A 14,238-nucleotide genomic window follows, 5' to 3' on the forward strand; every position below is an offset into this window, starting at 1 on the left:
TTCCCCTTTCTTTTTTGTTTACACAAGGCCCGTCAGACTGTAAATGGCGATGATCACAAACACTGCGATTGTTTTGATGATGGTGATCGCAAAGATATCCTTATATGATTGGCGATGGGTTAATCCGGTAACCGCCAGCAGCGTAATGACGGCGCCATTATGCGGAAGAGTGTCCATCCCGCCGGACGCCATTGAGATCACCCGGTGCATGACCTCCGGCGGAATGTGAAATGTATTGATCGCTTCCACATATTTTTCTGACATCGCGCTTAAAGCAATGCCCATTCCGCCTGATGCCGATCCTGTAATCCCAGCCAGCGTTGTGGTCGTCACCGCTCCATTGACAAGCGGATCAGTAAACGTCTGCGATATGCCATTGCTGACCATTTTGAAACCCGGCAGCGCCGCAATGACACCGCCAAATCCGTATTCGGCTCCTGTATTCATCGAAGCCAGCAAGGCGCCCCCGATCCCCTCATTCAGCCCTTCCTTGAAATTGACGAGCACTTTTTTCCAATCGAACAAAATCGTTGTGATAATGCCGATCAGCAGCGCCAGTTCCACTGACCAGATGGCAACGACGGAGGAAAGCTCAATTTTTCCAAACGCCTCCAAGCCGATGGACGCAAAATCAAATCCATTGGGATACCATTGAGGAAACCACATGGTGAAGCATTTGTTCATTACCCCGACAAGGATAAGCGGAATAAAGGCGAGCACTTGTCTCGTGATACAGGTTTCTGTCTTTGGCGACAAAGCTGGCGTGTTTTTCTCAGCAGCCAGATCTGAGGATTCCTTTGCAGCAGAAATTTCCGATTGGAATCCTGCATAGCCCTCCCCTGTTTTCTCAGCTTTTTTGCGCCGGGATTCTAAATAAAGCATCCCAGCAGCCAACACAAATGCAGCGCCAATCAGTCCGAGCCAGGGAGCCGCATAAATGTCTGTTTTAAAAAACGTCGTCGGGATGACATTCTGAATCTGCGGCGTACCCGGCAGCGCATCCATCGTAAAGGTGAAGGCGCCCAGAGCAATCGTTCCCGGTATCAGGCGCTTCGGGATATCAGCCTCCTTAAATAAGTTCTTAGCGAATGGATAGACGGCAAAAACCACGACGAAGAGGCTGACACCGCTGTACGTTAAAATCGCACCCATTAAGACGATGGCGAGAATAGCTCTTTTCGCCCCCACAAGCCTGACGATCGTTTTTGCAATCGACTCAGCGAGCCCGGACATTTCAACAACCTTTCCAAAAATGGCCCCAAGAAGAAAGACTGGAAAATACAGCTTAATGAATCCTACCATTTTCTCCATAAATATATTCGAGAAGAAAGGAAGTACGAAGCTTGGATCTGTCAGCAGCACAGCAAACAGCGCACAAATCGGAGCAAACAAAATCACGGAAAAACCCCGATAAGCCACAAACATCAGCAAGCCTAATGCCAAAAGAATAATAATAATGTCCACAAACACCCCTCTTTTCTGTATATAGATAGTAAGCGCTTACAATAACCTTTTTCGCCTAATATTAAAGCAAAAACTGTGCCAGTTTTACGTCGATGGCCAAACGTTTACTATTTTCACAGCTTTATTGGGTTGCGCTCCGATCTTTATTCCGCTGTATGTTCCGCATTTTCGGAAAATGGGCGAAAACCATTCCGGAATATCGGAAATTTCCGTATTTACGGAATGAAAAGGCAGCCCCGTTCTATGGACTGCCTCTTTTTCACCTACATCTGTTTGCTTCCGACTAAGATATCTGCATCAACCGTTATATCGGCTGATTCTTTTTGCAGGAACTGATTGATTTTCACCTTAGAACTTGACCATGTTAAAGGAGTCATTTGAACGAGTGATTCAAGGGCTGGTTGGCTGAGGTTCTTTGTATAACGCAGCCTCTCTTGATTCACAACTTGATGATTCTGAATGAAACGGTCAATCATTCCTGTATTCGAGTACGTATGCTTCTCTGTATCTGCAAAGAAATATTGCCTGAGCTCTTTTAAATAATCACGTTGAGGCAAAACCTTTATCATGAGTCCGCCTTCATTCAGGAGCCTGCTGCATTCCGCATAATTGGAGGGCGAAAAAATGGAAAGGATCACATCAAATTGCCTGTCTTGAAACGGCGTATCAGCCAAATCAGCTACCGCCCAAATCTTATCATCTAAATTCTTGGAGGCCGTCAGGATCCCTTCCTTCGAGATATCAATACCGGCTGCTGTCACGGGTTTCCCGAGTTCAAAACTTATGCGGTCGGACAGCGCAGATAAATGCGAGCCTTCTCCGCATCCCATATCCAAGATCGTTAATGACTCTTTACGGGCTTGCCGGCTGATGATGATATTGGCTATCGCCTGAAGAAGAGGAGCGAAAAAATCGCTTTCTGACATCAGCTTCCTTCTCGCTTCGAAAAGTTCCGTTCCATAACGGCTTTTTACCGGTTTCTTCAGGAAATTGACATACCCTTGCTTCGTCAAATCAAACGTATGCCTGTGATGGTACATACTAAACTCTTACATTCCCATAGCTTCATTGGAGAACTGCATATCGGACATTTAAATATAGATTCACATTTACTTATATATGCCGCTCGTTTTAATTTTTTACTGATTGCAGACAAAAAAACACCTCATTCATTCGTTTTTAGATAAATGAAAAAGGCATAGACAAATAAACCCGCGCCATATCGTGAAAAAAAATATGACTCGGATGAAAATCATCTATACCTCTTACTATCTGTAACGAATGAATTGGATAATCATAGAGGAGGTGCTCCTTTGCATTTTAAAGTTAGGCGCTAAGCCCAAATTTATCATAGCAAGCTCTTAAATTAAACTCAATCATCAAGAAACAGGAACCAGAGATCCTCTATAACAGTCTGACTTCCAAATTCTTCACTGAGAAGCAGGTCGGTTAATCACTCGGCCGTATCATCAGGTGTTTGTCATCTGCCTTCTTCCGCCAGTTGAATGAATTGGTCAGCATACGGAAAGTTTTCTTTTTTGACTGAACGGCTTTTTCACTTCATCACAAAGTCATTTCAGCATAACAATCTCAAACGTTTTCCCTTTATTTTCTCCGGTTATAGATTAATAATTTATTATTTTGAAAATACCCAAAAAGGTTGATTTTAAAAAATTGAAAGGATAAAATACTGCTATCATCTTAGAAAAAAGACATTCTTGTATATAATCAGTAATAAGGTCTGATTGTTTCTACCTAGTAACCGTAAAAAACTAGACTACAAGGGAGTTTGAATAAATTCGAACGAGTTGAAAAGGACAAGTTCTTTTCTGTTTGCTCTTATTTTTCACGCTTTCTGCATTTCCAGAATTTGTGATGAATAAGAGCTTTTTTTGTTTCCATAATAAACTTCATAGGAGTTGCTATCATGTACTTTTTATTAAATCTTGTCGGTCTTATTGTGATTATGGCAATCGTTTTCCTATGTTCCCCGCAGAAAAAGAAAATCAAGTGGCGTCCGATCATTACACTGATTGTTCTGGAATTGCTCATTACTTGGTTTATGCTGGGAACAAAAATCGGCAGCTGGGTCATCGGACAAATTGGAAATTTCTTCACGTGGCTGATTTCTTGCGCCAGCGACGGTATCGCATTTGCTTTCCCTTCTGTGATGGCAAATGAAACGGTAGACTTTTTCTTCAGCGCACTTCTTCCAATTATTTTCATTGTGACATTTTTTGATATTTTAACATACTTCGGCATTTTGCCTTGGCTGATTGATAAAATTGGCTGGGTGATATCCAAAGCTTCTCGCTTGCCGAAATTAGAAAGCTTTTTCTCCATTCAAATGATGTTTTTAGGAAATACAGAAGCACTGGCGGTTATTCGCCAGCAGCTCGCCGTCTTAAACGGCAACCGCCTGCTCACATTCGGATTAATGAGCATGAGCAGCATCAGCGGCTCCATTATTGGATCTTACCTTTCCATGGTTCCCGCGACATATGTGTTTACAGCGATTCCTTTAAACTGCTTAAACGCACTGGTTATCGCAAACCTGCTGAACCCTGTGCATGTTCCTGAAGATGAAGACATCATCTATACACCGCCGAAAGAAGAGAAGAAAGACTTTTTCTCTACGATTTCTAACAGCATGCTTGTCGGAATGAACATGGTCATCGTGATCTTGGCAATGGTCATCGGGTATGTGGCCTTAACTTCGGCGGTAAATGGAATTCTCGGCGTTTTTGTTCACGGTCTGACGATCCAGACGATTTTTGCTTACCTCTTCAGTCCTTTCGCGTTTCTATTTGGATTGCCAGTACACGACGCGATGTATGTCGCCCAGCTGATGGGGATGAAATTGGCAACGAATGAGTTTGTCGCGATGATTGACCTGAAACAGAATCTCGATACGCTTCCGCCTCATACCATTGCGGTGGCGACGACATTCCTGACGTCATTTGCCAACTTCAGCACAGTCGGTATGATCTACGGAACGTACAACTCGATCCTTGACGGTGAAAAATCCACCATTATCGGAAAAAACGTATGGAAGCTGCTCGTCAGCGGAATCGCGGTATCCTTATTAAGCGCTGCGATTGTCGGATTGTTTGTGTGGTAAATGAAAAGCCATATCACCTATGCGGGTGATATGGCTTTTTTTATATGAATACTCTATTGAAAAACAGAGTAAGGCACTCGCACGTCCCGGATTCCAGCGGCGTATGGCCCTAATTCATACTGTTGGAATACTATGGCGATTCCCTCTGTTGTGAAGTAAAACGGAGTGTCTTTCGTAAGAACGATATCCTTCTTCTTCACGTTCGGATCAAATAGGGTATCATGGTTTTTGATATAGTGATACAGATACTCTTTCGTTTTATCCATTTTGGCTTTTGAATTCAGCACACCGTTCAGTGTTACTCGTTTACCGGCTTGAAGGTCATAGTTGAAAGATTGAACTGCGGTTAAACCGTGGGCGCCTCCTGAATAAATATAATTTTCCGTCTGGATGCTCAGCTTGCCGGCATTGTTATATTTCACTTCAAACGCAGTTTGGTATTCGGTTTTGTAGCCTTGTTTTTCCCCGTCTTTTTTATTTTTTACATATTCTTGATGTGAGGCTTGGATATAGTTTTTAAACTCTTGATTGATTTTCTTTTCGAAAGACGCATTGCCTGTGTTTTTCACCTGGGGATACGTTAATTCCTTGATGTTTTTGTACGTATGGCTGGTGACGGACGGTTTTTTCGCTTGCGCCGCTTGTGCCGAAGGGGCTGCCCCGCCTGCGAACATCGCCATGAACAGCATAACCGTAATCACTGCGGCGGATGCTTTCAAACATTTGTTCATTTCTTTTGCCTCCTTTATTTTTTTCCTTTTTATGTTTCCCTTTTTTAGAAAAGGTACACTTTATAGACCCGCGAAGCTGAAAAGAAGTTTCTAGGTCTAAATGAGTAATTTTTCGCACAAAAAAGAGACACAGATGACTCCGTGTCTCTTTATGGTCTTGCGGCAATCGCTTCTTGAACAGCCTCAGCCAAATCAGAGTTGCCGAACATTTCAAGAACGGCGAGGACGGACTGATCCGGAACGCGTTCTGATTCAGCTTTCGGCACGACCAGTTCATCAACGGTTTTTTTCAGGCTTTCATTCAATTTTTGCTGCGGATACGCTTTTTGGTATAGCTCCAAGGGATCAAGGTCGTTATTTACACACCATTGGGCAAATACTAAAATCATCATATTTTCATCGCGTTCGTAATACTCGGCGAGCTGTTTTTCGTTCATTTTTTCTGCTCCTTACACAAAAGTATCTTGTTCTAAAGATACCTTAGCCTGAGTGCAGTGTAAATATGAATGCATTGAGATTGGAATTATACCTGTCTATTCCAATGACGATGCTCTGCAATCGCCTCAATAAACGCCTGATTGAAGCGTGCCAGGTCTTTTTCGTCTTTGGCTGTTACGAGACCCGGTTCTTCCGTTGAACCAGCCGCAAGGGCAAGCAGCTCCACTCCCTCGTTCGCCGCTCCGATTGCTTTGTAGTGGCTGTAGGCTTCATTAATGAAACCTTTTGCCGCTTTTTGTGTTTGGGCGGTGCTTTGCTTGCCGCCTGCGACATAGACCGCGTCATACAAGACCGAATCAGTTGTCAGGAAGGTCGCGGTGACTTCGAGTTCCCGGCCGTCTTCGCTTGTGACTGTTCCTAAGGTTTGGCTGATGATATCCGCTCGGATACCCGCCTGTTTCAGTGCATCCAATACTTGCTGCACTTCATCGCCATGGAAGCCGTTTTCCACGAGAACGGCGACCTGTCTGGATACCGGTGTTTTGACCGTATTGGCCTGACTTAAAGCGGGAGAATGAAACGATTCGTTTGATTCCTTGTTTTTATCTGGCGGCGTTGCACCAAGGCCTTCCGCGATATGTTCTGCAAGCGTGGCGTCGACATTGGCGAACAAGTCTACAACCTGCTGCTGCACATCCTTGCTCTTCACCTTTCCGACTTCAAAACAAAATGCAGAAATGATATGCTGCTTCTCAACCGGGGACATGCTGTTCCAGAACAGCTTCGCCTGTGAGAAGTAATCTTCGAAACTCTCACTGCGCTGGCGGACTTTTCTGCCTTCCACTTTCTCTTGATAATGGACGTATCCGCCTTCTTCCTCTGTCGCCGGCGACGGATCATTGTTTTGAAGAGAGTTTTTATGGTAAGCGACAGGCCCTTTGTTAATCGTCATTCGGTGATAGCCGTCATACTGATTGTTATGGAACGGACATACAGGGCGGTTGATCGGAATCTCATGGAAGTTCGGTCCGCCAAGACGGATCAGCTGTGTATCCGTATATGAGAAAAGTCGTCCCTGCAGGAGCGGATCGTTCGAAAAGTCGATGCCTGGCACGACATTGCCCGGATGGAACGCTACCTGCTCTGTTTCTGCAAACACATTGTCTTGGTTGCGGTTCAGCGTCATTTTACCAATGAGCTTCACCGGCACAATTTCTTCAGGCCAGAGCTTAGTCGGATCGAGAATATCAAAGTCAAACTTAAATTCATCCTCTTCGTCGATCATTTGCACGCCAAGCTCGTATTCAACAATGCCTCCGTTTTCAATTGTTTCCCAAAGGTCACGACGATGGAAATCGGTGTCTTTTCCGGCGATTTTCTGTGCCTCGTCCCAAACGAGAGAGTGGACACCGAGCACAGGCTTCCAATGGAATTTCACAAAACGTGCTTTCCCTTGCTCATTTACAAAACGGAATGTGTGAACGCCGAAGCCCTCCATCATTCGGTAACTGCGGGGAATGCCTCTGTCTGACATCGTCCACATTACCATGTGGGCGGATTCCGGGTTATTGGCGACAAAATCCCAAAACGTATCATGGGCTGTCGCGGCCTGCGGCATCTCATTGTGAGGTTCAGGCTTAAACGCATGCACCAAATCCGGAAACTTAATGGCATCCTGAATGAAGAAAACCGGAATGTTGTTTCCTACCAGGTCGTAGTTGCCTTCCTCTGTATAAAATTTCGTCGCAAAGCCTCTGGCGTCACGGACTGTGTCGCCTGAACCCTTTGAGCCCGCAACCGTAGAAAACCGGACAAATACTGGCGTTTTCACCGAAGGGTCCTGAAGAAATTTCGCCCGTGTGAATTCTGTCATCGGCTCGTATACCTGAAAATAACCATGTACGCCATACCCGCGCGCGTGCACAATCCGTTCAGGAATCCGTTCATGGTCAAAGTGGGTCATCTTTTCCCGAAAATGAAAATCCTCCATCAGAGTAGGACCGCGGACACCCGCTTTTAAGGAATGTTCATCCTCGGATACACGCAGCCCCTGGTTTGTGGTCATTTTTTTCCCTCTGTTATCCATTCGGTACTGCTCTAACTGCTCGTCCTTGCTGTGTTCATTGACGCCCTTATGTTCGTGGTCTTTGCTCATGTTTTGTTCCCCCTGATTTTCATCATTCCATATTCAAAAATATCTACTGTACGATTACCCTTTCACCGCTTCGTATAAACTACTTCCAGATCTTTTCTGGGATGAATGTCAGCCATCCTGATTCACTGGCATATATACATCATTTGGTTCATACATAAATAGGACAACATGTTTTTGAATGGCATGTTAAAAAGAGACCAAGCACTGGAAGTCTGATTGACCACATTATGGTAAGCGCTTTCTTTTTCTGAAAAACATGATCAGGGGGGATTGTCCATGCTCGCGATGTTAGGATTTTTAATGATCTTCGTCTTTATGTATTTGATTATGTCTAATCGGGTCTCAGCTCTTATCGCTCTGATTACGGTTCCGATTGTTTTTGCGCTTATCGGCGGATTTGCCAAAGACCTTGGCGATATGATGCTGGATGGGGTTACATCCATTGCGCCGACAGGCATTATGCTATTATTTGCGATTTTATATTTTGGCATCATGATTGATTCAGGATTGTTTGACCCTCTGATTACTAAAATCTTAACAGTTGTAAAAGGGGACCCTTTAAAAATTGTGGTCGGCACAGCCGTTTTGACAATGGCGATTTCGTTAGACGGCGACGGAACGACGACATACATGATCACAATTGCCGCGATGCTTCCTCTTTATAAACGGCTTGGCATGAATCGCCTTATTTTAGCGGGGGTCGCGATGCTTGGCTCCGGCGTGATGAATATTATTCCGTGGGGCGGACCCACCGCGAGGGTATTGACCTCTCTTAAGCTGGAAACATCAGAAGTCTTCACTCCTCTGATTCCGGCCATGATCGCCGGATTAATATGGGTTTTGGCTGTTGCTTATTACCTTGGGAAAAAGGAGCGGAACAGGCTCGGTATTATCGAGCTGGACCATCAGCCAGACGCAGCAGCGGGCATCGAGTTATCTCCATTCAAACGGCCGGGGTTACTGTGGTTTAATCTCTTGCTGACGATCGGTTTAATGGTCGCTTTATTGACAAACCTGCTTCCGCTTCCCATCCTTTTTATGACTGCATTCGCTGTCGCTCTCATGATCAATTATCCAAACCTGAAATTACAGCAGGAACGTATCGCCGCCCACGCTGGAAATGCCTTGGCCGTTGTTTCCATGGTTTTTGCTGCCGGGATTTTTACCGGGATCCTTTCGGGCACAGAAATGGTAGACGCTATGGCGCATTCTCTTGTTTCACTCATCCCGGAGTCCATGGGGCCGCACCTGCCTTTGATTACCGCCATCACAAGTATGCCGTTTACTTTTTTTATGTCTAATGACGCTTACTATTTTGGGGTTCTCCCAATTATTGCTGAAGCGGCGTCCGCTTATGGAATAGATGCCGCTGAAATCGGAAGGGCTTCCTTGCTTGGGCAGCCTGTTCACCTGCTGAGCCCACTCGTTCCATCTACTTATCTCTTAGTGGGAATGGCGGGCGTGAGTTTCGGCGATCATCAAAAATTCACTTTAAAATGGGCTATCGGCACAACTGTTGTCATGACGATTGCCGCATTGGTGATTGGCATCATTTCCCTGTAAAAAAAGAGGCTGTTCAACAGGTATTAATATCCGTTGAACAGCCTCTTTACATTGTTAGTTTCCTAGTTCATGTATTGAATTGTCGGTATCTTCTCCACACCTGAAGCATAGTAGTAATTTAACACACTAAAGAAGTCAATGGCTTTCCCCGTTTTCAAATCTACTATGAGAATATGATCCCCATAATTATTCAAATCATCTGTGTCAAGCCGCCTCGGAGTTGTTTTTCCAAGTGTATCTGCAAACGAATCTTGATACCCCTGGCCTGTCTTGTAAGCCGATACATGGTGCATAAATAATGTATTTACATCTAAATAGACCATGATGGCTGAACTAGAACTCGCATAGCTTGAACTGTAGGTGATAGGGGCGGAGATATTCTTAACTTTCACACTGGAAATAGAGTGAGTGCGCTGATTATATCCGTCGCCATAAGAAAAATAGAATACTCTTTCCCAGCTGAATGAAGCTGTTTTTGTTTCCTCATTATACATATATGTTCCGTTCGCATAAATTGAGCCATCTTCATATCCTGCTACAAATTGCTGTAAAGTCGAAGTCACGGACTTTACTGATGTGAAATTTGCCGGATTTTTGGCATTCAGCTGAATATGATACTTGTCTCCCGTGGCGCCATTAGAAGCCACTCTGATTAAATAATCACCTGCAGGCAGCTCTTTCAAAACAACTAAGTCTCCTGCAGACTTTATAATGTTGGATGGAGTTGCTTGGCCGGTATCCCAGTCTACAACATACAACTGCAAATAATAATCCGTATTATCTGACAGCACCCTAGTCAGAAGCGTGTTATCAGATGTTGTGCTAAAAAGCCATAAATCATCCGGGTTGCTGTCACTAAGAGAAGATTCATTATTAAAAACTTGATCATCAGAGCTATTTACTGAACTGGCTGCAAAGTTTTTTTCTTTAGAAGGTTTAGTTACTTTTAACGGTTTTTCCCCCGTTTTAAGTTCGAGAGTTTCTGTCTGATTTAAAGAGATGTCTTCCGTTTCATTTTCCTTTTTCAATTGTTCTTGTTTCTTTAAAATAGACTTTTCATGTAACAAGCTTTTGGCAGAGGCAGCGTCTGTCCATATAAAAAGGCTGGAAACTGATAATAATAGGGTCCAGATCAATGCCGACCTCCATAAATTCCCTCTCTTTTTCACCATATACTCCATCTCCTTCTCCTTTTATATGAAGTATATCGGTTAATAACTAGAATTGTATACCTTTTATGGATTTTTTTCCAAAAAGTTCACATCTCCGTCGCCATCCGGTATGATTCTTGTTCAGGTACCTTATAATCGGGAGTGGAGGTGCTCCAAAAAAGTTCTCTGGAAATGCCGCGACTTTGTGATAGTTCATCTGTTTGGAAAATAAAAAAACCTAAACCACTACAAGGACAGCAACGAACACCTGCGCTAATAGTCATTTAGGTTTTGCCTGCTTATCAGTAACAATCCTAACATTGAGATATTTAGTTTTACATAAAAACTGCCATACAAGCCTTCTGATGTCAACGCTTTCATTTTATAAAATAACTCATCCTTTTTTCATTACGTTTGTTTCACGACTCTTTCAATATGAATCGTCAGGTACAGCAATTCCTCGCTTGTCAGCTCATGATCATATTCCTTTTGTATATATTGCTTGATTTTCTCAGTGCATTTATAAGCGCGATGATACTTTTTCTTTACTGTTTCGAATAAGAAATCATCACTGCTTTCCATATATGTTCCGTTAAACAGCCTTTGCGCGAAAAACTTCAAATGGGTGACGAAGCGATAATAATACAAAGATTCCTCGTCAAACTCGATATTAAAATGGTATTTAACAATACTTAATATTTCTTGCATGACTTTCGTAATACTGATGATATTCGGCATTTCTTCATTTAACTCCGCATTTACGATATGCAGCGCGATAAAGCCTGCCTCGTCCTCAGGCAAAGAGATTCCCGTCTTTTTTTCCACCATCAATAAAGCTTCTTTGCCAATGGAAAACTCCTCTTTATAGAGCCTTTTTGTCTCCCATAACAAAGCGTTTTTTATATCTAAACCTTTTTTATGGCGTTCTATCGCGAAATTAATATGATCAGTCAGCGAAACATATATACTGTCGTTGATTTTTTTGCCCAGCCGCATTTTGGCATAGCTTATAATTTCTTCGGACACTTCCATACACTCAAGCGGAATTTCATATAAAAGAGTTTTGAATTTTTCCGATACATCTTTGTTTTCCAGGGTGAAAATTTTCTCGATGCGGCCTTCGTCCACTTTATCGCCGGCCTTTTTTTGAAAAGCGATGCCTCTGCCCATGATGACCGACTCTTTATCGTGTTCATTGATCACACTGACCACGTTATTATTATATACCTTGGCTATTTTCACTACATGTCCCTCCCATCTAATTATCTATAGATTTTCTCATAAAACATGTTACATCTTGATTGTACATTCTTTTTTGACTAGGTCAATATCTTTAGAGTAAGCACCTGTTTTCATAAAAAAGCTGAGGATATCCTCAGCTCTGGTACTCTAGTAGATGTCAGTCAACATCGTCTGCCGGCCGCCGTTCGTACGAAGGAGGTGATCGAGATGCTTGCGGAACGATGTATCATCGACTCCCTGTTTATCGGCGATTTTATCCATTAGGTTTCCCGTATCAATACTGTTTTGGGTGTACTGTTTCTTTAGCTGATCAAGCTGTTTTCTCGTTTTCCGGGCGTTTTTTGGCGTGACATTATTAATTAAAGCAATCATTTGGTCTGTGATATCGAAAAAGGCTTCTCTCTTTTGGATGAGCTGCTCATTTTCTTTGCGGCTTTTCTCTCTGAGCCGTGATTTTTCAAGGAGAGCAACAGCCTCTTTGTTTTGCTTATGTAATTCGTCTTTTTCTAATTTAACAGTTTTAAGGCTTTTTTTGGCGCTTTCTGATTCTTCCTTTGTCATGGTGCTGCGGACAAAGTACTCCGGATTGCCGATGCCGTAATCAAACTTCTCCGTCACCTGCATGACGGAGCTGAAGATGATCGCCAGCTGCATCTCGCTGTCATATTCGTCAAAATCCCGCTGTTTCTTATGTCCCAGCGGTTTTATGAGGTGTTTTTCTGATGGTGTCTGAACCTGCTTTTTTGGTTCCTGCGTATGGTTTTCACTAGCGCTTATCACAAGGACAGCGATCAGCAGGCTCACTATTAAGCCTAGTTGCTTCATGATCGTGTCTCCTCTCTGCTTGCCAGAAGAATTTTTTGTAAAATTGTAGTTAAATCGTACCAAATATATCTTATAGGAGCAATGACCAAAAGAATCATTTGGCCCTTTAGCATTGCGGGAGTAAACATCCTGAAGCAAGCATATGATGAGAAAACGGTAAATATTTTGTAAAACATCATGAATATTCCATAAGAGACACTCGTTTTCTCGTACAATAAGACTATCATTATCGGGAGAGGATGCTGGTTTATGAAGCGTTTTACGAAAGAAGAGAACAGCTGGGTTCTATATGATTGGGCAAATTCTGCTTATTCTATTATTATCACAACTGCCGTGTTTCCGTTATTTTATAAAGCGGCTGCCGAGAGCTCAGGAGTCAGCTCCGCTCATTCTACTGCGTATTTAGGCTACACAATCGCCATTTCAACATTTATTTTGGCTATGCTCGGACCCATTTTGGGAGCCATTGCTGATTACAAAGGATGTAAAAAACAGTTTTTTATTTTCTTTTTCACGTTAGGAGTTTCATGCACCGCTCTGCTCGCTTTTATCCCAAGTGAACACTGGCTGCTTTTATTATTATGTTACACCGTTTCCACCATTGGCTTTGCCGGTGCGAATGTGTTTTATGATGCGTTTCTTGTCGATGTGACGCCGGAGGAACGGATGAATCTGGTATCCGCCCGCGGCTTCGGTTTAGGATATATCGGCAGCGCGATCCCGTTCATTCTCAGCATTGCAGTGATCTTGTGTGCACAGACAGGGATGATTCCCCTCACCGTCTCAGCCGCAAGCCAAATTGCCTTCCTGATTACAGCTGTATGGTGGGGCCTCTTTTCCATTCCTTTACTAAAAAATGTACACCAGCGTTATTACATAGAAAGAGAACCTCAACTCATTGCGAACAGCTTCAAGCGCCTCGGCAAAACATTAAAGCATATCAAGCAATACAGGGCGCTATTTCTATTCCTTCTCGCCTATTTTTTCTATATTGACGGCGTGGGAACAATTATTACCATGTCCACCTCATATGGATCAGATTTGGGTATCAGTTCAGCTAACTTGCTGATCATCCTATTCGTCACTCAGGTTGTCGCAGCGCCCTTTGCCATTTTATATGGAAAGCTTGCAGAGATATTCACAGGTAAAACGATGCTGTACGCCGGCATTGTTGTCTATATGGTCGTTTGTATTTACGCTTATTTTCTGGAAACGACGCTTGATTTCTGGATATTAGCCATGCTTGTAGCCACATCGCAAGGCGGGATCCAAGCATTAAGCCGCTCCTATTTCGCAAAGCTCGTCCCGAAAAAACACGCCAACGAATTCTTCGGCTTTTATAACATCTTCGGAAAGTTTGCCTCCATTATGGGTCCGCTGCTCGTTGCCATTACCGCCCAGTTAACCGGCGACTCATCCAGCGCGGTATTCAGCTTGATTGTTTTGTTTGTGGCCGGGATTATCATTCTGGCGTTTGTCCCTGAGAATGCGTGACGAAGCTTTAAGCCAGACCTATGTCGATTGACGGACCGCGTGTCTGGTTTGAAT

Annotated in this window: 10 protein-coding genes, 1 pseudogene and 1 riboswitch; of the genes and pseudogenes, 3 read left to right on the forward strand and 8 right to left on the reverse strand. The window is 43.5% G+C overall.

What is annotated here, in order from left to right:
• Nucleotides 1-18: 18 nt before the first annotated feature.
• The gene (locus tag AAHT65_RS05315) at nt 19-1,464 is read right to left on the reverse strand and encodes a GntP family permease (protein ID WP_343311089.1); all 1,446 of its coding nucleotides are present in this window, start codon (nt 1,462-1,464) and stop codon (nt 19-21) included.
• A gap of 263 nt (nt 1,465-1,727) precedes the next feature.
• A pseudogene (locus tag AAHT65_RS05320) lies at nt 1,728-2,533 on the reverse strand (methyltransferase domain-containing protein).
• A 629-nt stretch (nt 2,534-3,162) separates the two neighbouring features.
• A riboswitch (purine riboswitch) is annotated at nt 3,163-3,264 on the forward strand.
• Between the two features lie 127 nt (nt 3,265-3,391).
• On the opposite strand from AAHT65_RS05320, the gene AAHT65_RS05325 reads away from it, so the two are divergent.
• Nucleotides 3,392-4,585 carry a NupC/NupG family nucleoside CNT transporter gene (locus AAHT65_RS05325; RefSeq protein WP_094233010.1) on the forward strand — a complete coding sequence of 398 codons (1,194 nt, stop codon included), beginning with the start codon at nt 3,392-3,394 and terminating at the stop codon, nt 4,583-4,585.
• A 53-nt stretch (nt 4,586-4,638) separates the two neighbouring features.
• Here the strand turns inward: AAHT65_RS05325 and AAHT65_RS05330 are convergent, their stop codons facing one another.
• From AAHT65_RS05330 to AAHT65_RS05340, 3 genes are all read right to left on the reverse strand, one after another.
• On the reverse strand, nt 4,639-5,316 hold the full coding sequence (locus AAHT65_RS05330; RefSeq protein ID WP_061572099.1) for a DUF3298 and DUF4163 domain-containing protein: 678 nt from the start codon (nt 5,314-5,316) through the stop codon (nt 4,639-4,641).
• A 149-nt stretch (nt 5,317-5,465) separates the two neighbouring features.
• A complete protein-coding gene (locus tag AAHT65_RS05335) occupies nt 5,466-5,753 on the reverse strand; it encodes a hypothetical protein (RefSeq protein ID WP_315916157.1) in 288 nt (95 codons plus the stop codon).
• Nucleotides 5,754-5,839: 86 nt separating this feature from the next.
• Nucleotides 5,840-7,909, reverse strand: coding sequence for a catalase (locus tag AAHT65_RS05340; protein WP_343311090.1), 2,070 nt, complete (start codon nt 7,907-7,909; stop codon nt 5,840-5,842).
• A 276-nt stretch (nt 7,910-8,185) separates the two neighbouring features.
• Here AAHT65_RS05340 and citH point away from each other — a divergent pair, with 276 nt between their 5' ends.
• Nucleotides 8,186-9,472, forward strand: a complete 1,287-nt coding sequence (gene citH, locus AAHT65_RS05345; protein WP_061668994.1) for a citrate transporter CitH — start codon at nt 8,186-8,188, stop codon at nt 9,470-9,472.
• Between the two features lie 62 nt (nt 9,473-9,534).
• Here the strand turns inward: citH and AAHT65_RS05350 are convergent, their stop codons facing one another.
• The 3 genes from AAHT65_RS05350 to AAHT65_RS05360 all read right to left on the reverse strand — a co-directional run bounded on the left by AAHT65_RS05350 (nt 9,535) and on the right by AAHT65_RS05360 (nt 12,690).
• Nucleotides 9,535-10,644 (reverse strand): hypothetical protein, encoded by a 1,110-nt coding sequence (locus tag AAHT65_RS05350; RefSeq protein ID WP_088118272.1) that lies wholly within the window; start codon nt 10,642-10,644, stop codon nt 9,535-9,537.
• A 387-nt stretch (nt 10,645-11,031) separates the two neighbouring features.
• On the reverse strand, nt 11,032-11,865 hold the full coding sequence (licT, locus tag AAHT65_RS05355) for a BglG family transcription antiterminator LicT (protein ID WP_088118273.1): 834 nt from the start codon (nt 11,863-11,865) through the stop codon (nt 11,032-11,034).
• Nucleotides 11,866-12,012: 147 nt separating this feature from the next.
• Nucleotides 12,013-12,690 (reverse strand): hypothetical protein, encoded by a 678-nt coding sequence (locus AAHT65_RS05360; protein WP_343311091.1) that lies wholly within the window; start codon nt 12,688-12,690, stop codon nt 12,013-12,015.
• Nucleotides 12,691-12,939: 249 nt separating this feature from the next.
• Here AAHT65_RS05360 and AAHT65_RS05365 point away from each other — a divergent pair, with 249 nt between their 5' ends.
• The gene (locus tag AAHT65_RS05365; RefSeq protein ID WP_343311092.1) at nt 12,940-14,184 is read left to right on the forward strand and encodes an MFS transporter; all 1,245 of its coding nucleotides are present in this window, start codon (nt 12,940-12,942) and stop codon (nt 14,182-14,184) included.
• Nucleotides 14,185-14,238 lie beyond the last annotated feature (54 nt).

Origin of the sequence: Bacillus atrophaeus, from assembly GCF_039519175.1 — a bacterium.
GTDB lineage: Bacteria > Bacillota > Bacilli > Bacillales > Bacillaceae > Bacillus > Bacillus atrophaeus.

Excerpts from the sequence above, each read along its gene's own strand:
- AAHT65_RS05325 (WP_094233010.1), top strand. The coding sequence starts at position 3,392 with ATGTACTTTTTATTAAATCTTGTCGGTCTTATTGTGATTATGGCAATC.
- AAHT65_RS05365 (WP_343311092.1), top strand. The coding sequence starts at position 12,940 with ATGAAGCGTTTTACGAAAGAAGAGAACAGCTGGGTTCTATATGATTGG.
- AAHT65_RS05335 (WP_315916157.1), bottom strand. The coding sequence starts at position 5,753 with ATGAACGAAAAACAGCTCGCCGAGTATTACGAACGCGATGAAAATATG.
- AAHT65_RS05340 (WP_343311090.1), bottom strand. The coding sequence starts at position 7,909 with ATGAGCAAAGACCACGAACATAAGGGCGTCAATGAACACAGCAAGGAC.
- AAHT65_RS05350 (WP_088118272.1), bottom strand. The coding sequence starts at position 10,644 with ATGGTGAAAAAGAGAGGGAATTTATGGAGGTCGGCATTGATCTGGACC.
- AAHT65_RS05360 (WP_343311091.1), bottom strand. The coding sequence starts at position 12,690 with ATGAAGCAACTAGGCTTAATAGTGAGCCTGCTGATCGCTGTCCTTGTG.
- citH (WP_061668994.1), top strand. The coding sequence starts at position 8,186 with ATGCTCGCGATGTTAGGATTTTTAATGATCTTCGTCTTTATGTATTTG.
- AAHT65_RS05330 (WP_061572099.1), bottom strand. The coding sequence starts at position 5,316 with ATGAACAAATGTTTGAAAGCATCCGCCGCAGTGATTACGGTTATGCTG.